The organism is Alloscardovia theropitheci (assembly GCF_004332295.1).
In the GTDB taxonomy this organism is placed as follows: domain Bacteria; phylum Actinomycetota; class Actinomycetes; order Actinomycetales; family Bifidobacteriaceae; genus Alloscardovia; species Alloscardovia theropitheci.
In genome coordinates, this window is the sequence record NZ_RXLP01000021.1 from 73,606 (window position 1) to 91,758 (window position 18,153).

General features: G+C 44.5%; 17 protein-coding genes and 1 tRNA gene. 3 read left to right on the forward strand and 15 right to left on the reverse strand.

From position 1 onward, the window contains the following. Positions 1–265 precede the first annotated feature (265 nt). A tRNA-Arg gene (locus EJ419_RS05330) sits at positions 266–339 on the reverse strand. Between the two features lie 337 nt (positions 340–676). On the opposite strand from EJ419_RS05330, the gene EJ419_RS05335 reads away from it, so the two are divergent. Beyond that, complete coding sequence (locus EJ419_RS05335) at positions 677–1,312, forward strand: CYTH domain-containing protein (RefSeq protein WP_131284377.1); 636 nt, start codon at positions 677–679, stop codon at positions 1,310–1,312. 235 nt (positions 1,313–1,547) lie between these two features. On the opposite strand, the gene EJ419_RS05340 is transcribed toward EJ419_RS05335, so the two are convergent. The 3 genes from EJ419_RS05340 to EJ419_RS05350 all read right to left on the reverse strand — a co-directional run bounded on the left by EJ419_RS05340 (position 1,548) and on the right by EJ419_RS05350 (position 5,014). Further along, positions 1,548–2,513 carry a co-chaperone YbbN gene (locus EJ419_RS05340; RefSeq protein WP_131284379.1) on the reverse strand — a complete coding sequence of 322 codons (966 nt, stop codon included), beginning with the start codon at positions 2,511–2,513 and terminating at the stop codon, positions 1,548–1,550. Positions 2,514–2,640: 127 nt separating this feature from the next. Further along, positions 2,641–3,639, reverse strand: coding sequence for a DUF8094 domain-containing protein (locus EJ419_RS05345; RefSeq protein WP_131284381.1), 999 nt, complete (start codon positions 3,637–3,639; stop codon positions 2,641–2,643). Between the two features lie 4 nt (positions 3,640–3,643). After that, entirely contained in the window at positions 3,644–5,014 is a 1,371-nt protein-coding gene (locus tag EJ419_RS05350; protein ID WP_131284383.1) for a hypothetical protein, read from the reverse strand. A 71-nt stretch (positions 5,015–5,085) separates the two neighbouring features. On the opposite strand from EJ419_RS05350, the gene EJ419_RS05355 reads away from it, so the two are divergent. Continuing rightward, on the forward strand, positions 5,086–6,072 hold the full coding sequence (locus EJ419_RS05355) for an FKBP-type peptidyl-prolyl cis-trans isomerase (RefSeq protein ID WP_131284385.1): 987 nt from the start codon (positions 5,086–5,088) through the stop codon (positions 6,070–6,072). A 199-nt stretch (positions 6,073–6,271) separates the two neighbouring features. On the opposite strand, the gene nrdH is transcribed toward EJ419_RS05355, so the two are convergent. Together nrdH and nucS are read right to left on the reverse strand one after the other, a co-directional pair. Continuing rightward, the gene (nrdH, locus tag EJ419_RS05360) at positions 6,272–6,505 is read right to left on the reverse strand and encodes a glutaredoxin-like protein NrdH (protein ID WP_131284387.1); all 234 of its coding nucleotides are present in this window, start codon (positions 6,503–6,505) and stop codon (positions 6,272–6,274) included. Between the two features lie 234 nt (positions 6,506–6,739). Continuing rightward, the gene (gene nucS / locus EJ419_RS05365) at positions 6,740–7,459 is read right to left on the reverse strand and encodes an endonuclease NucS (RefSeq protein ID WP_131284389.1); all 720 of its coding nucleotides are present in this window, start codon (positions 7,457–7,459) and stop codon (positions 6,740–6,742) included. 352 nt (positions 7,460–7,811) lie between these two features. On the opposite strand from nucS, the gene EJ419_RS05370 reads away from it, so the two are divergent. Beyond that, the gene (locus EJ419_RS05370) at positions 7,812–8,981 is read left to right on the forward strand and encodes a hypothetical protein (RefSeq protein ID WP_131284391.1); all 1,170 of its coding nucleotides are present in this window, start codon (positions 7,812–7,814) and stop codon (positions 8,979–8,981) included. A 495-nt stretch (positions 8,982–9,476) separates the two neighbouring features. Here the strand turns inward: EJ419_RS05370 and EJ419_RS05375 are convergent, their stop codons facing one another. The 9 genes from EJ419_RS05375 to EJ419_RS05415 all read right to left on the reverse strand — a co-directional run bounded on the left by EJ419_RS05375 (position 9,477) and on the right by EJ419_RS05415 (position 17,931). Further along, on the reverse strand, positions 9,477–9,767 hold the full coding sequence (locus EJ419_RS05375) for a F0F1 ATP synthase subunit epsilon (protein WP_131284393.1): 291 nt from the start codon (positions 9,765–9,767) through the stop codon (positions 9,477–9,479). Further along, entirely contained in the window at positions 9,767–11,221 is a 1,455-nt protein-coding gene (atpD, locus tag EJ419_RS05380; protein WP_131284395.1) for a F0F1 ATP synthase subunit beta, read from the reverse strand. The genes EJ419_RS05375 and atpD overlap by 1 nt, the downstream gene beginning before the upstream one ends. An 11-nt stretch (positions 11,222–11,232) precedes the next feature. Then, positions 11,233–12,180, reverse strand: coding sequence for a F0F1 ATP synthase subunit gamma (locus EJ419_RS05385; protein ID WP_131284398.1), 948 nt, complete (start codon positions 12,178–12,180; stop codon positions 11,233–11,235). Then, positions 12,180–13,826, reverse strand: a complete 1,647-nt coding sequence (gene atpA, locus EJ419_RS05390; RefSeq protein WP_131284401.1) for a F0F1 ATP synthase subunit alpha — start codon at positions 13,824–13,826, stop codon at positions 12,180–12,182. The genes EJ419_RS05385 and atpA overlap by 1 nt, the downstream gene beginning before the upstream one ends. 123 nt (positions 13,827–13,949) lie before the next feature. After that, complete coding sequence (locus EJ419_RS05395; RefSeq protein ID WP_131284403.1) at positions 13,950–14,768, reverse strand: F0F1 ATP synthase subunit delta; 819 nt, start codon at positions 14,766–14,768, stop codon at positions 13,950–13,952. Positions 14,769–14,780: 12 nt separating this feature from the next. Further along, the gene (locus EJ419_RS05400; protein ID WP_131284405.1) at positions 14,781–15,299 is read right to left on the reverse strand and encodes a F0F1 ATP synthase subunit B; all 519 of its coding nucleotides are present in this window, start codon (positions 15,297–15,299) and stop codon (positions 14,781–14,783) included. Positions 15,300–15,390: 91 nt separating this feature from the next. Continuing rightward, positions 15,391–15,621 carry an ATP synthase F0 subunit C gene (gene atpE, locus EJ419_RS05405; RefSeq protein WP_131284407.1) on the reverse strand — a complete coding sequence of 77 codons (231 nt, stop codon included), beginning with the start codon at positions 15,619–15,621 and terminating at the stop codon, positions 15,391–15,393. A gap of 104 nt (positions 15,622–15,725) precedes the next feature. Next, positions 15,726–16,571, reverse strand: coding sequence for a F0F1 ATP synthase subunit A (gene atpB, locus EJ419_RS05410; protein ID WP_131284409.1), 846 nt, complete (start codon positions 16,569–16,571; stop codon positions 15,726–15,728). A 322-nt stretch (positions 16,572–16,893) separates the two neighbouring features. Continuing rightward, positions 16,894–17,931: a homoserine O-succinyltransferase gene (locus EJ419_RS05415; RefSeq protein ID WP_131284411.1), complete on the reverse strand. Its 1,038-nt coding sequence runs from the start codon at positions 17,929–17,931 to the stop codon at positions 16,894–16,896. Between the last annotated feature and the right edge of the window lie 222 nt (positions 17,932–18,153).

The window sequence follows — 18,153 nt, forward strand, 5'->3', positions numbered from 1 at the left end:
CGCGCTTCAGTAGGTGGAAATAAGAAATCTTCTAATAGATAAGGGTACTAAAAACGTTGTACACGTGCGCTGTGGTATTTTTATCTCTGGATATGTCGTACACAGTACAAAAAACACTAGCGAATGCGCACGTTGAGTAAGTCGAGAATACCTTGAACACGAAGCTGAAATGATAAATACAATAACTGTAATAAATGTGATAAATATGCTAAATATGCTGAGCAGCAAAAATATGGGAGAAGTAAGAGCGCCCAAGACGAAAAAGTGGGCCTGGAGGGATTCGAACCCTTGACCTTCTGTACCGGAAACAGATGCTCTAATCCGCTGAGCTACAGACCCATTGCTTTTAGTGTAGCAAGGGCGCCGACTTAACACTCTATTTCGACACAAACTCGCGTTTACACATAATTGATAATTCCTCTTCGATACCGCCCTATTCGATGTTGCCTATCAAGTTTTCGACATTTTGCTAGTATTCCCCGCTATATCCAATCCACATTGTGCAGGACACAATACAATATCGCGAATATTTCCACTTTTCCACTTTTCCACTTTCCCTATTCCCGTTATTTTCCACACACTATATACACTGTTCTATATGTGAGGTAAATCAATGCTACTGACATGGAATTTTCAACCCTTCTCAGCTAAAATTATTATCAGTTAAGGAGGCCGAATGCTAGGAAAGCCAGCTGACCATTTCGAATACGAGCGTCGTTTTTATTGCAACGATGTTCCTGAGTATGTTCTAACTAATGAATCTCCTACTCTCATAGTGCAAAGTTATTTCGTGCACTCGGATAACTACGCTTTACGCATTCGGTTGCAGGCAAAAAATATCAACCTCGACATGAGTGCCGATACCGATGCAATCTCTGTGCTCGCTCGTTACCGAGATAGTTTTACTACGGCTTTTCTCACCGCGAAGGGACCTTCTGTTGGCGGTACGCGATATGAACTTGAAAATGATATTGACCCCGACATTGCAGCTGAACTAGTCTTTCGTGGAGGCAAGGCTATCGTCAAGAATCGCTATAACGCATGGCTTGGTGAGGATGGATGGAATATTGACATTTTTGGAGCGGATAATTATCCACTCATTATTGCAGAGGTTGAGAGGCATAATCCCGTAACGAATCTTGTCATCCCTCAATTCTGTGCAACGGAAATAACCGACCAAGCTCGTTTTTCAAATGACGGTTTAGCAACGAAACCATTTAGCGAATGGGCTGACGATTATCGAGATGAGCTCGCAAAGATTGGGCCGCTATTCCTAGACAGCTTTGGCCCTAATCGACATACAGAAGATTAATTACTGACACAAGCGTTTTCATTTCTATCCAGTGTCCCCTTTTCATCCCCGGATTTCTCACGTGTAGGTAGGAAAGTTGTGGCGTCGATTTGCGCTATAAAACTTTTTTGCATTCCATCCCACTTTTGCGTTCTATTTATACGAGAAAAATAACGAAAACGGGAAGAAATGCAAAAAAGTTTTATAACTGCAGCATCCACAAATTTTAATACTTGGGAAGCCTGTGGCCTCGGCCTCAGTACATTACAGTCATCAAGCGCTGTCGCGCAGCCTTGACTCGAGGATCCGCAGCATCTGGAATAGCGAAATATTCCACTAAACGTTCGCGTACAGCAGGCAAATCATCACGATGTGTCGGAATGAAATCAAGTAACCGTCCGAAAGCATCACTGATTTGTCCACCAATCATATCAATGTCTGCGACATCAAGCTGAGCTTGAAGATCATCTGGATTATCAGCCGCTGCAGCACGTACAATTCGCACGTCGGAATTTCCATTACGCGCCAAAAGCAAGCATTTAGCACGCTCTCGTGCCGCAATGGTATCGTGCGGATCATGCTCCACCAAAGCAGCATATTCTTGAGCTGCTTGAGCGTATTGACCCGCGAGCGCCAACGCATGCGCAGACTCATGTCCAGCAGGAATTACTTCTTCAGTTGCTGCCGCACTGTTATCAGATGACACATCATCTGTATCTGCCTCTCCAATGAAAGGAGCCGTGCCCGTCACACCCGACTGCTGGGCCATTGCGATTATTTGTGGAAGTAGCGTTTCTTGAAGCTGCTGTAACTCTGTCGGCGTTGGCATTCCCTGCATAAGCGGAATAGGTCGACCCGCGACAAGTCCGTACAAAGCTGGAACGCCTTGTACACGCAATGCTTGTACTATTTGAGGATTTGCGTTTCCGTCAATGCGCGCCAATTGCATTTGGCCGTCAAGACTGGAAACCATATCTGCAAGCGAACGTGCGATGTCAAAGAAACGTTGATCATCTTGTAGCCATACCAGCAAAAGAATAGGGAATGTAGATGATGAATTAATCATCGATTCGAAATTATTCTCATTAACGTCGATGACATAGCCGCCTGCTGCCGGAGCTCCACCTTCTTGCCCCATGGAAGCTTCGGCTTTATGCTTAAGGGATTCGAGATCAACTGCCCCTGCTAATGAAAAACTTGGACGATATCCTTCTTGTGCCATAATTTTACGATTCTCGTGTGATGCGGACATAAAGTTCGTTATCGCGTTCATTCAAGTGTATCCAACGCTGAATCGCGTATAACGAACTTTGTTCTTACTTCTTTATTCTTTTCTTTATACCTAATGTTTACCTAGCTACAACTGAAATTGGCTGTCGTTCTGCGCCAACTGCACGAATTTGCGTATCCGAACCGGAAGCAGGAATATACAATGCCACTTCATTTATGTAAGTAACTTCCAAAGTACTGGTTGTTTCAGCATTACCAAAAAGCGCTACTTCACTTTCTGAAGCTGGCAACGATTTTCGGTTATTTCCAGCGGTTCGAGTCCATACTGAGGTAATCTGAGCAACAGCTAAGACACCCCCATCAGCTGTGTGAAGCACCTTAATATTCTTGGTATCAGCTGTGTACTTCTGAGTTTGAGTACCCTCGTTTTGAGTAATTGCGCTTTGTACACTTTGAGTTAAGGTGATAAGTTGCTGGCGGAAAGCATCATCTGCATAATCTTTCGCATACTTGCTAGATGAACCATTTTCCAGAACATCTGCATACTGTTCGACAGCTTGAGCAGGAGTTACCTTAAGCCCTGATGTTGTTGCATTACCTTGAGCGCTTCCAATAGTCGATACGTTGAATCGTGGCATTTGCACACCAGAGAAAAGTCGAACTAATCCCCAAATCTTGTAGTTGCTCGTAGCGTTATCTTGGTTGAGAACCAATAAACGTTGGGATTGTTGCTGGTCTGTTACTGTCGTAATTGCAAACAAATTGCGTGGCCAGCTCTTCGATGTAGATACAACGCTCTGACTTAATGAATCTGGGATTGTTGCGCTCGAGTCTAATTTGTTATTCGCTTGGGCAATCTTTAGTTGGCTTTCACGCACACTCAACGCAGGACCAGACATACGGGCAGAAAGAGCATTTGTATCGCGTGCGCTATCTGCCTCATTAATTGTGTCAAGAATATTCTTACGAATCCTCTGCTCCTGGTCTGCAGTCACGACAGGTGAATTATCAGGGTCGGATGCCGCTTGAGGAGATGGGGTACACGCTGCGATTGAAATAGCAGTTACGAGAGCTGCCGATGCAGCCGTTAATCGAATTAAAGTATGACGAATGTTCACGAGTCTACTCCTCTTCTGCTGAGTTTTCATCGTTTCCCGGCATGAACTTACTCAGGTCTGAATTATCAGAGTCTAAAGTATTAGAATTCATAATCTGACTATTCGATGAATTTTCAGCGTTTCCACGGTCTTCAATTGCCAAGCGTGCAAGATATTCAAGTAATTCTTCTCCTGACAATCCTGAACCTGTATTGGAATCAGAATTCGTTTGAGTATCCTGTGCAGCAATTGGACGATTAATAACTGATGGAGACCATGCATTATCGGTAGTGTCTGCACCTGTTGATGCCACAAGATTTACCGAACTAGGATCTACAACAATTGGTTTCGACTTCTCTTCCTCATTCTCATTCGCTGTACCTGAACGGTCTTCTTGATTCTTTCCAAACAGATTCGAGAAGAAACCACCTTGACGAGTACGATGAGTAATCCCTGACTTGCTCTTTTTCTGATATGGGACATATGGCGCATCAACACCCGGGATAGGCTCATTGTCCCCTCTTAAAGCTGCCTGTGAAGCACGCAATGCTTCACGCTTAGCTTGGCGTCGTTTCGATCCAAATGGATCTTCGCCCGCTAGCCATGTAAAGGACAAGGCAGACATAACAGCGAATACGACCATCCATGCAAACCATGGCAAGGACGTATTCGGCATATTCTGACGCGTCCAATTCATACGCACAGAAGCAACACCACTCGGGCTATAGATAACAATCTTTTGATTTGCTTGAGCTCCTACAACGCGCAAAGTTGCAGTACGCTCAGCACAGTTAGATTGTGACCATAAATCTGACTCACTCATATCGACAGCATTTCGTACAGCGCGTCCAGAACGCTCAACTGTCCCTGTTGCTAGACCGGTCCACGAACTCAAGCCACGAATCGTCGTATATTCTACAGCTTGACCGCGCATCCACGCATCCACATCAGTAGTGCTTCCTACAGCTACGCACATCATGCGGTTGGCAGAATTCTCATCTCCTGTCACTGCAGCAGAACGTTGTGCAGCGGTCTCACGAATAGTAGCTGTGACTGCGACATTGTCCGCTACAAGATTGGCTACACCCGCATCAACCACTACATAATTAGAATTTGTATTGGCACTTGCGGAAACAACCTGCGCTGGGCGCAAAACTGTCAAATTCAAAATCGCCATGACGAGCGCTACTACCGTAAGTACAGCAAAAACTGGCATAACAATCACGCGCATCACCTTGCTGCGCGACCATGATTTCTTCATGTCAGGCTCCTTACCTTCGGCCTGTTCACGAACTTCTGACTGCTGATCAGGTAAACTAAATTCGCCGGATGCTCCTGCATTTTCCCCAGCATCAACCTGTGTATTCTCAGAAGATGAGTCCATATTTTCATTCATAACCACACCATTTTACATGGTAGAGTGCGAAAATGCCATTTTTTGACGTCCTTATTCACTAAGATAGCATTATGCAATTTAATTCACGTAATATTTTACGTAGCGTTGCAGCAGTGATTGCTAGCGCTACTCTGTTGATTTCTGCGGGAGCATGCGGTTCTTCCCAATCCTCATCCTCTTCTGACGGAATTACTTTCTCACAAATGACCGGCGTTTCCGCTAAGGGCAAACTCGGTGAAAAACCAACCATTACATTCAAAACGCCTTTCGAAGTAAAGAATAACTCATACCAAGTTGTTCAAAAGGGAGACGGCGCTTCCTTCAAAGATGGACAAAAATTGTGCATTCAGCAAATCGTTTTTGATCCAAAAACAGGCAAAGAAGTAAACTCCACTTGGGAAAGCCAGCCTGATTGCACCGCTACCTTCTCACAGCAGAGCATGCAAGCAAGTTTCTATAATCTTTTCAAGACATTGAAAATTAATTCCACTGTGGTTATGGGAATTACATCGAATAATTCTTCCGATTCGCAGACTGCACAAAATTCGCAACAATCTTCTGAAGCTGTAACTGCTTACCTTATGGCTCTCACCATTGTCAGTGCTCAAACGATTCCTACAAAAGCAGAAGGTAAAAAGGTAGACAATATCGATTCTAGTCTTCCAAAGATTACCCTAGCTAAGAACGGTGAACCAAGCATTAACGCTAACGATTTGAAGAATTATAAGTCGGATGGTTCTCTCAAAGTTCAGACTCTTATAGAAGGCAATGGTAACACTCTGACTGAAAACAGCACAGTAACCGTACAGTACACAGGCTGGGTTCTTGGAGGAGATGCAGCCAAGCCATTTGATAGCTCATGGTCACGAGGAACTCCTGCAACGTTCAACCTTCAGCAAGTCGTCAAGGGGTGGACTCAAGGCTTGACAGGACAAAAGGTCGGTTCTCAGGTTCTTATTATTATTCCGCCTGATTTGGGTTATGGAAGCACAGCACAAAATAATATCCCAGCGAACTCAACACTTGTTTTCGTAGTAGATATTTTGGCAGCTCAGTAGTGGTGCGTTGCTTCGTCATGAAGCACTAAGAATTATCACTACCGTGATGAGCTTTTATGAGCTTTTCGAGCCACAACCTTATGTATGTGACAAAGGTTGTGGCTCGTATTTGTTCTCGACGAAACTCTAAAACGCGAAAGAGGTCCACATTTGACGTGGGCCTCTTTCATATAGAGAAGTATTGTATTAAAGCATTACTTTATGCATTAATTGTCTGTGCTACCTTCTTGAGCAAATCTGGTCGGTAACCACTCCATGTCTCATCATCAGTTACCACAATTGGAGCCTGCACAAATCCAGCAGCCTTAAAGCGTTCCAATGCTTGCTGATCCTGTTCCAAGTTAATTTCAGTGTATTCTACACCGAGCTTTGCAAGCTGTCGCTTAGTTGCATTGCACTGAACGCAGTGGCTCTTCGAATAAACAGTAACCATTTTAAGACCTCTAAATATTCTCTTTTCTCATGCGAGTTAGCAACTCGCTTTCACGAACTAATTGACTAGCTTAATGGTTACGAAACTTTTTTGCAAAATACTAGACACGCGATATTTCTCCTTATAAAACCACTATATATCGTGTTTTTGTGGCATTCATCACACATGTATTTTGCAAAAGTTTTGTGTTGCCATTTAGGGTATGTAACGATATTTCACCGGTTCGAAATTGTCTCAGAACAGCATTAATTCGTCAGATTCTGTACCCTTCATATCGTCATAGTCAAGAATTAAGCATTCAAATCCACGGTCATGTGCAAGCGTACGAGCCTGCGGAGTGATACTTTGTGCTGCGAAGATTCCACGTACAGGAGCAAGCAACGAATCGCGATTAAGCAGCTCACAATATCTTGTCAGCTGCTCTACACCGTCGATACCACCATGACGCTTAATTTCAATCGCAACGTGAGTTCCTTCTCCATCAACTGCCATAATATCTACTGGGCCGATTGCCGTAGGATACTCGCGGCGAACTAAACGCATTCCTTCCCCGGCACGCTCTATTTGCTCTGCTAAATACTTTTGCAGGTGCGCTTCAACCCCGTCCTTATCAAGGCCTGGATCTTCTCCAAGCTCGAAAGTGGAATCAGAATGTACTTCCCATAAGGCAATTGTTAAGATATCATCCGATTTATCAGCACTCACTTGAAGGTATAGCGGCACATCGGCGTATCCCATGGATGCGGAGACGTTATCATATCGCGTGCTTTCATGATTGATTTCGCGAAGAGTGCATGGAGCCGCCATCCAATTAAGCGGCTTATACGATCCCAATTCTGAAAAGATAAGACACGATTGATCAGCCTTAATCATAATCACACGCTTTGCACGAGGGAGTGAAGCATTTAGTCGCCCCGAGTATTGCGCTGAACAGTCCGCTACGATAATTCTCATGCGCTCTAGATTATGACGATGCACGAACATTGGAAAAAATGATTTTTTGCACTTTATCCCATTTCTGGTATATCCTTTCTATTTGCGGATGTACAAAGTGGGATAATTTGCAAAAATTTTGAAATATACGCAGATGCAAAAACCTCTCAGGCAGGAAAACCCTTTTCTTTTCCTTTCCTTCTTCCCTTTCCTTTTTTTGCATTCATACCCATTCAAAGTTACCTATACCACATAAATCTCATCGGAAATGGGATGCCATGCAAAATATACTATCAGCCCTACAGTTATCCACATTCGTTCACAATAATTTTTAAAGTTGGCTATAAGGCTTTCACTCAACCACAATTATTGTATGAACCTTTCATTGCCTTGCCCAGAATTACATCGCTTCCACGACCGAAATTTACAGCGTCAGGCTGCGCGTAAATGGAGAAGAGGGCTATTCGAACAGCCCATCCCAGGATACTTTATTGAGAGTAGACGTTGGAATTCGCTCTCTCGAAACAATCAATTCATTATGCGCATCTCTGCAATCGCAAAGGAACACCCACACTGGCCTCTTGCTACGGTCTCAGCAGCTGCTATTTTGGGCGCTTCAGCAAGGAATTCCCGACTCTATGACTTTGTCCATTTCGCAACAGATTCTCATACCTCAACAAGGAAACGCACAATTTTACCCGTTCGTTTTCACTATATTAAGGATTCTCGATGCGAGAAAGTTAGGAACGGGGTTCCACATGATACGCACAATCTTCAGATTGGCAACGCGACATGTAATCAGATGAATAAGTATATTCCTATTACCGAGTCTATCGGACTATTCAATGGGTATCTTGTGACGTCGCCTATCCAAACAATTTTCGATTGTCTTCGAATGCTCCCCTTCGAAGACGCTCTCATTATCTGTGATAAGTTAGCTAAGAAATTTTCAATTACTTATAAGCAAATGCTAAATTTCACTTTAGGTAGACACCGTTGTTGGAAATCAATAATTGCGGGTTTTAAAGAACAATTCGTAGACCCAAAATCAGAAAACGGTGGCGAATCTTTTTGTCGTGCTCGAATGATTCGAGCGGGTATTTCTATCCCTCTGCTTCAGGTTGAAATTCCAAACCCGCTTCATTCTCTTGGTAAACGCATAGGCTCATCATTCCAAAATACGAGAATGATCCGACCAGACTATGTTTGGAATGTTCCGTCTCATGTAGGAGACTTCACTTCGATTGCCGCCGAATTAGATGGTAAACAAAAATACATTAACTCTAATTTGCTACAGCAGTCGCATTCATCCTCTACCACAGACATTATCTTGAGGGAGAAAGATAGAGAAACGGCATTAAATCTTTCCGGGTTCAAAGTTGTTCGATTTCAATTTGAGGAAGCATTGGCTAATCATGGTGCAATTATGATAGAAAAATTACGCTTAGCAGGCGTACCGTTTGTTGATACATGGCAGAAACGCAAACGTCAGCGCCTACTCGCAAGAATTCTTGGAGATAAGACTCTTCATAAACTTCAATGAAGTTCGCCTCCAGGTACATTACACAGCATTCAGCTTCATTAACTCTCGGATTCGTGTATTCGCATATTCGCCGTTATCCACTTCAAATGCCTGTTCATATTCTTGACTACTAGAATATGTACGGATATTTCTAATTCAAAACTGCCAATAGCATAAGACAAGCATACTCTGTAAGTCTGACTCATGCATGTGGACAAGGGATCATAAATATTTTTTGCATTATTTCCCACTTCGGAAAGCTTTTATCTATTTTCAGACCGCATAAACAGGAATAAATGCAAAAAAATCTTTTTTATGAAAGCTCAATCCACGTACCTCCCAGAAAAACAAACGGGTCTGTGGTGTATATTTTAACACCACAAACCCGTCTACCCTATTTTTGCTAGCCTCAGCAATATAAGCGAGAGTCAGATTCAGCACATTAAGCGAATAAACTAACGTTGCCACATACCAGCTCAGCCGTATATGTTAGATTTAGCCTTCAAACGTCTATTTCTATTGCTCATTTTCGTCATCATTACCAAGGCATTTATCAACACCAATGGTCAACGAGTTGTTTTCGAATGAGACGAAACCTCCAACAACTTTAAACGCCTTACGAGACTCATCCTCAGTAGTAATCTGAACGTTTCCCTCGCCAACAAGAGCGAGGATTGGTTCATGATCAGCGAGGATTCCCATGTAGCCTTCCAATGTAGGGACGACAACGGACGACGCACGACCAGACCACAAAGGTCGATCTTCAGCAACTACGTTTACATCAATAATGCGCTTTTCCCCAGCCATTATGCGAGATCCTTTTGCATATCATGCCACTTGCGTTCGAGATCTTCAATGCCACCAATGCCGGAGAATGCCTGCTCTGGAATGTTGTCATACACACCATCGCAAATACGCTTAAATGCCTCAACGGTTTCTTCAGCAGGTACATAAGAACCTGGACGACCTGTGAACTTTTCTGCAACATAGAAGTTTTGACCAAGGAACTGTTCGATACGACGTGCACGAGCAACAGTTGTCTTATCTTCTTCAGAAAGTTCATCGATACCAATCAAAGCGATGATATCTTGAAGTTCCTTATTGCGCTGCAAAATCGCCTTAACCCGGTTCGCGGTCTCATAATGTGCTTGACCAACGTAGCGTGGATCCAAAATTCGCGAGGTGGAGCTCAGCGGATCAACTGCAGGATAAATACCCTTCGCAGCGATGTCACGAGCGAGCTCGGTCGTCGCATCCAAATGCGCGAACGTCGTCGCTGGAGCAGGATCGGTGTAGTCATCCGCTGGCACATAAATTGCCTGCAACGAGGTAATCGAATGGCCCCTAGTTGAGGTGATTCGCTCCTGCAATGCACCCATTTCATCAGCCAAATTAGGCTGGTAGCCTACAGCCGATGGCATACGTCCAAGCAATGTAGACACCTCAGAACCTGCCTGAGTGAATCGGAAGATATTATCAATGAAGAGCAACACGTCCTGATTCTGTACATCGCGGAAGTATTCTGCCATGGTCAATGCAGTCAGTGGCACACGAAGACGGGTACCTGGCTGCTCATCCATCTGACCAAAGACGAGAGCAGTCTTTTCGAGAACGCCCGCCTCTTCCATTTCGCCGATCAGATCGTTACCCTCACGCGTACGCTCACCAACACCGGCGAATACAGATACACCACCGTGGTTCTGTGCTACACGCTGAATCATTTCCTGAATCAAAACGGTTTTGCCAACGCCTGCACCACCGAAAAGACCAATCTTTCCACCCTGTACATAAGGGGTGAGCAAATCGATCACCTTAATACCGGTTTCGAACATCTCGGTCTTGGACTCAAGCTGATCGAATGGTGGGGCGCTGCGGTGAATTGACCAGCGTTCCTTAATATCAATGACTTCACCAGGAGCAGCGTTCAAGATGTTACCGGTAACATCAAATACGTGTCCCTTAGTTACATCACCTACTGGAACCTCAATTGGGCCGCCAGTATCTGTAACGAGAGATCCACGTACTAAACCATCAGTTGGCTTCAAGGCTACAGCACGGACGATGGAATCACCCAAATGCTGTTCAACTTCCAAAGTAATAGTAGTTGAGTTAGAGCCTTCTTCACCTTGAACACCATCGATAGTTGTTGTCAAAGCGTTGTAAATCTCTGGCAAGTGTCCAAATGGGAACTCAATATCAATAACTGAGCCCTGGACTCGAATAATACGGCCTTGTGCAGGTGCGTTTGTTTCTTCTGCCATGTAGCGGCCTCCTATTCTTCCTCGTTATTCAGTGCATCAGCACTGCCGACAATTTCGGTAAGTTCCTGAGTAATTGAAGCCTGGCGAGTAGCATTAAGCTTTCGCGTTAATTCCTCTACGAGGCTTCGTGCGTTATCCGTTGCAGTGTGCATTGCATTCTGACGGCTTGCAGTCTCTGAAGCCGCAGCCGTAAGCAAACATTCATGGATGCGAGACTGTACGTACTTTGGCAGAATATGATCAAGTACTTCTTCTGCATTTGGTTCAAAGCTATACAGTGGATATGAATCATGCCCGAAAGTCGTCACCGGAGCTGATGATTTCTTGGTCTTATCTGCAACGCCTTCATATGAATCATCGACAAGTTCGACTTCAACTGGGAGCATGCGGATGATTCGCACCTTCTGAGTCACCATATTAATGAACTCAGTAAAGACGATATAAAACTCGTTTACACCGCCTTCTTTTGCAGGCTTCATGTAAGCGTTGTATAGTGTATCACTAATTTTTTCAGCAATTTCGACGCCTGGAGCATCGGTATTGCCTTCCCAAGTAGCAGCTACATCACGACCACGATACTTGTAGTACGATACGCCACGACGACCGTATACGAACAGTTCCGGTTTCTTTCCTTGCTCATCAAGGCGATTAAGGAGAGCCTCGGTTTCGCGAATAATAGATGAGGTGTATGCGCCAGCCATGCCTCGATCTGAGGTCAAAGCTAACACAGCAACACGGTCATTATCCTCGTGCTTGCCCGTTATAGGGTGATCAAGCACCGTATGCGAAGCCATTGATTTCACAGCATGGAAAATCGCATCCGAATATGGCTTCGCTGCGAGGGCAACATCTCGTGCCTTAGCAATGCGCGAAGACGCAATCATCTCCTGAGCGTTGAAGATTTTCTCCAACGACTCAGTTGATGCAATGCGTGATTTAAATGCGAGCTGGGAAGCCATTACTTATCAGATTCCTTTGCTCTACGGGCTACGAGCTTCTCCTGCTCAACCTCAGCAGGCACGAAGCCAGGATCTGCAGTATGGTCAATCAAAGGAGTGCCATCAACCTTGACATAGGTGTCACGGTATGCATCTACAGCATCATTGAGCTTAGCTTCTGTCTCAGCAGTAAAATCGCCCGTTTCACGGATAACATCGAGAATATCGGTGTTATGTGCAACGTAATCAAGCAATCCCTTTTCAAATGGAAGAACGTCTGCTATCTCAAGATCGTCAAGCTTTCCATGGGTACCTGTCCATACGGACACAACTTCCTGCTCAGATGAGTATGGCGTGTACTGTGGCTGCTTGAGCAATTCGGTCAAACGAGCACCACGAGTCAACTGTGCCTTTGATGCTGCATCCAAATCGGAAGCGAACATAGCAAAGGATTCCAAGGAACGATACTGAGCCAAGGAAATCTTCAAGGTACCAGATACCTTCTTCAAAGCCTTAGTCTGAGCTGCACCACCTACACGAGATACAGAGATACCTACGTCAACTGCAGGACGCTGGTTTGCATTGAACAAATCAGACTGCAAGAAGATCTGACCATCGGTAATAGAAATTACGTTGGTTGGGATATAGGCTGACACATCGTTTGCCTTAGTTTCGATAATTGGCAAGCCAGTCATAGAACCGCCACCGAGATCGTCAGAAACCTTGGCACAACGTTCAAGCAAGCGAGAGTGCAAGTAGAAGACGTCGCCAGGATAAGCTTCACGCCCTGGTGGACGACGAAGAAGCAAGGAAATTGAACGATATGCTTCTGCCTGCTTGCTCAAATCATCAAATACGATAAGAACGTGCTTGCCGTTATACATCCAGTGCTGACCGATTGCAGAACCGGTGTATGGTGCAATGTACTTAAAGCCTGCAGAATCGGATGCTGGTGAAGCAACGATAGTTGTATACTCCATCGCTCCGGCGTCTTCCAAAGCACCACGTACGGAAGCAATCGTGGAACCCTTCTGTCCAATAGCTACGTAGATGCAACGTACCTGCTTCGTTGGATCGCCGGACTCCCAATTTGCCTTCTGATTAATGATGGTATCGATAGCAATTGCCGTCTTACCAGTTTGGCGATCACCAATGATGAGCTGACGCTGACCACGACCAATAGGGGTCATAGCATCAATTGCCTTAATACCTGTAGCCATTGGCTCATCAACTGGATGACGATGCATAACATCTGGAGCCTGTGCTTCCAAGATACGACGGCCTTCACTTGGAATCTCACCAAGTCCATCAATTGGTCGGCCCAATGGATCTACAACGCGTCCCAAGTAGCCGTCGCCTACAGGTACAGAAAGAACTTCACCCGTACGACGAACTTCTTGACCTTCTTCAATGCCTTCGAAATCACCGAGGACAACCACACCGATCTCTCGTGGGTCCAAGTTGAATGCCAGTCCCAAAGTTCCATCCGCAAATGTCAAAAGCTCATTTGCCATGCAGCCTGGAAGGCCTTCAACGTGGGCGATACCATCGCCTGCCGTCTTGACATAACCAACTTCTTGAGTTGGAGTGTTGGACGGAGTGTAGGACTCGACGAATTCGTCTAATGCGTGACGAATCGCGGCGGGATCAATGGTCAAATCTGCCATTTTCACTCCTTATATTGTTCTTTTTAGCGTTTCTCGTTGATGTGTTCACTTTAACGTTCGCGAATTCGATTGAGCTTAAGCTTTTCATTTTAGTCTTCAATCTTTCGCTATACGTCGTGGAAATTATCCGAGAGTACGCTGCAAAGTCTGTAATTGCGCTACCACAGTAGTGTCTGTAACCTGTGGTCCGTGCTGGATACGCATACCTCCAAGTACCTTTGGGTCAACTATGGAGTTGATGTACACTGAGGTACCAAGTTTCTTCGAGTATGCAGCATTAATTCGTGCGCGTTGCTCATCGGTCAACGGTACTGCCGTTGTTACTGTTACAACGCGGTCACCTTCATGGGCAGAAATACGTTCTGTGAGCCAATTGAGCGCAGACAAGAAACGACGTCGTCGTGGTTGATGAGCCACATGGTCGATGAGGAATTTTGTCAGCGGGTTGAGTTCATCCGTACGTATTACGGCATCAAGCAACCGTGCACGAGCATCCCAGGACGCACGAGTATCGGAAAGACCTGCCAATACTTCTGGAAGATTGAGCAGTGCGGAATGGACTCGTGAAAGTTCAGCAGAAACTTGGGAAGTAACTCCCCTCGCATCCGCTGCATAAAATACAGCATCTACTGCTATATCTTCTGTCGAATTCACGATATGAATTGCTTTACTCCAACGTTTTCCTGCAAGAGAGCACACAATCTGTTCTGTCAGCGGATCGACTCTGCCTTCGATAAGTTTGTGAGCTAAAGCTACACGATCTTCTGGCGTACGACCAGGATCAGTGATAACTCGTTGCAGTCGTTGATTGGAATCCAACACCGCTGTAATATCAAGGAGCTGACGTGCAATTTCTAAAGCATGTTCGCCTTGAACCTGAAGAAGTCGCGCGAATTCCTCGCGTGTACGTCTCTCAGATGCTAATGATGCTTCTCCGTGCATGTGTCACCTCCTTTAATGTTCAAGCTCGCTAATAGCATCGTCAATCATCGAAGACTGAACATCGCTATTTTTCAGCTTTTCTCCCAAAATCTTTCCAGCAAGCGCAGTAGCAATCGCACCTACTTCACCCTTAAGGCTTACCAATGCCTGAGAGCGCTGAGCTTCGATTGTCTTTTGAGCAGATGCTGTTACTTGCGCAGCTTCTGCCTCAGCACGTTTCTTGGCATCAGCAATGATATTGGAAGCTTCGCCACGAGCATCTTCGCGAATCTTAGATGCCTCTGTACGAGCACTTCTGAGCTGATCTTCATACTGCTTCTTCAATTCTTCAGCCTCTGCTTGTGCTTTAGCAGCACGATCGAAGCCACCTTGAATTCTGTCAGCACGCTCATCAAAAATCTTGGTAAAGCGTGGCATGAAGAAGAAATAGAAAAATACTGCCAGGATAACGAGGATAACAGCAGACCAAATAAGGTCATAGGTTTCAGGCAAGAATAGTGCTATACCGTTTACTTCTTCCGCTAAAAGCATGCTTCCCCTTTCCTTACGATGTAATATTTCGGTTTATGATGCTGATTTATTATCAGTAGCTTTTGTAGTGTGAATTGTTAATGAACTACGTTTAGCGAGCCATCATGAATGCTACGAAGCCGAGCAATGCCAAAACTTCGATAATTGCCAAACCGATGTACATGATTACGTTAAGCTTGCCGGAAGCTTCTGGCTGGCGTGCGGTAGATTCAAGAGCCTTACCGAACATAATTCCAAGACCAATTGCTGGGCCAAGAGCAGCGATACCGTAACCGAGAACGGAAATGTTACCAGCAACTTCAGCGAGAGTTACGAAATCCATGATTGTCCTTTCGTTTTATTTTTTGCGTGAACTAGTCTGCGTTGTTATCAATTGCTATCAATAGAAAGAAACGAGTTCACAAGTCTTTATCTCTTCCCTGTTTTCTATTCTTCACCAAGGCTTTGGTTAATATAAACGCAGGAAAGAATACAGAAGATAAACGCCTGCAAGGCAGCGACGAATATCTCAAATCCAGTCAAAGCAAAACCGCCAAGGAACCAAACAGCTCCCACAGCTTTCATAGCAGTGCTTTGTAGTTCAATTAAATAATAGTTCGACATTGCAAGAGTAATTGCCACGAGTAAGTGACCTGAAAGCATATTTGCAAAAAGTCGAAGAGTTAATGAAAATGGTCGAATCAGAATGATTTCAAGCAGCTGAATCGGCGTAAGCAAAATATATACAGGCCATGGCACACCAGCTGGGAAAAGTTCCTCTTTTAAGAAGCCCCCCAAGCCATGTGCACTAATACCTGCAGCCCAGTACTGAACAAGAGTCCATAGCGCGAAAACTAACGGCATTGCAATAGTTGCCGTTGCTGCGATGTTTGCTCCTGGAATGACACCACACAGGTTAAAGACCAAAATGGTCATAAACATAGTGGTAATCATCGGTACATACTTCTTACCGCGAAGCTCTCCAAGAATTTGATACACGATATTGTCGCGCACAAAACCGAGAACCCATTCGACAGCGCCTTGCCAACGACCCGGAATCACTTTTGCACGAGCAGCTGTAATGCCGAGAACAAGAAGGATTACAACAGTAGCAACCATGCGAACAAGCATAATGCGGTTAATCGCAAATGGTGTACCAGCAAAAATAATCTCAGGAGGCAAGAAATCATTGAGCGACGGAAGCTCTGGCCCATTATCAGCCAGAATCTTAGAGGACAGCGATGCATAGCCGCTTGGCGCAAGGCTTGACGCTGCACTAACTAAAATATTCATCTTTCGTCTCCTCTGTGCATAGTTCTATGCAAACTTAACTTAGCTTACTCCGTCAAAAGACATATTCGCTATTTTGCGAAACACTATGTGAGATTTTCAGGCGTAAGTTGAAGCTTTACTCAAACGTATACATACACATATTCTAATCGTAGTGACGCGACCTTTTCGCCGTTTCAACGCTTGATTATCGGTAGTTATGAGACGGTTTCAAGAAAGTTTTGAGATAACCGCATTAACGACTTTCGCCGAGAAACTCTTCTTTATCTATTCATGCGTTTACTGTCACAATATCGCCACTTAACAACCGGCGATTCCCTTCCAATTATCTTGTTTCTCGTACTCCATATGTCGTGCCGATAAATGGTACAAATGAATCAGCTCGAGCAGGAGCAGGTTCATGCTTAATATTACGGTCAGTACCAAGTTTTCCTTCAGCCTTAAGACCTGGAATTTCATCCAACACGTACGGTGTAGTCTGGTACACCCAGTTGAGCCAATTTCGCCATAATAAATTCGCATGCGCACGCCATGAGAAGAGTGGTGCAAGTGAAGGATCATCATGTGGATAGTAATTTGAAGGGAATGGAACGTTTTCAAGTCCACGTTTCATATCGCGTTCATATTCACTCGCAAGAGTGTCTCGCACGTATTCCCAATGTCCCAAAATAAACACTTCAGAAAAATCGCGTGTAGCTATTAACCCTGAACCAGCCTGCTCACCTCGTGTAAGAACTTGTAAATTATCGTTTGCAGCAATTTGTTCTTCATCCATGCTGGCAACGCGCGAATGAGGTTGAAGGCAAATCTCATCGAAACCATTGGTTAGGAAATTATATTCATCTTGAAGCCACTGCTCGAAGACACCAAAAATTTTATGGTCTTCGACATGCTTGTCAATCCCATATCGGTAATGTAATCCTGCCATAGCTCCCCAGCACAGATAGACTGTGGAGAATACGTGAGTTTGAGCCCAGTCGATAATTGTCTTAAGCTCATCCCAGTAATCGACTTCTTCAAATTCCAAATGCTCTACCGGAGCACCTGTAATAACGAATCCGTCATAATAATTATCTTTCAGTGATTCAAAAGTCTCATAGAACTTGATGAGATGGTCTTCACTCGTGTGTGTAGCCGCATGCGAGCTTACACGCATAAAATCAACGTCAAGCTGAAGTGGCGATTTAGACATCAATCGTAGGATCTGAGTTTCCGTTTCAATCTTTTTCGGCATCAAATTTAAGATGCAAATGTGTAATGGTCTCACGCGCTGTTCTTGAGCATCGCGAGAACTCATAGCAAAAATTCGTTCATCGTCGAGAATCTTTTGTGCTGGTAGACCTTCTGGAAACTTAATTGGCATATATCTATTATGCGATATGCACACAACTTCAGGCGCTAGAATTTGCGGCATATTCTGCTGCTCATAGCCATCAGCAAGTGAGCAGCAGAATACATACAGTTAGTTTCTTACTTTTGTCGTTTCTTTTTTCAATTTTTCGAGAGGAAAAACTGACACGAATAATGACAAGAGTGTCAACGCAATGAGAGCATTAAAACCAATCTCCGGCGAGAAAAGATTAAA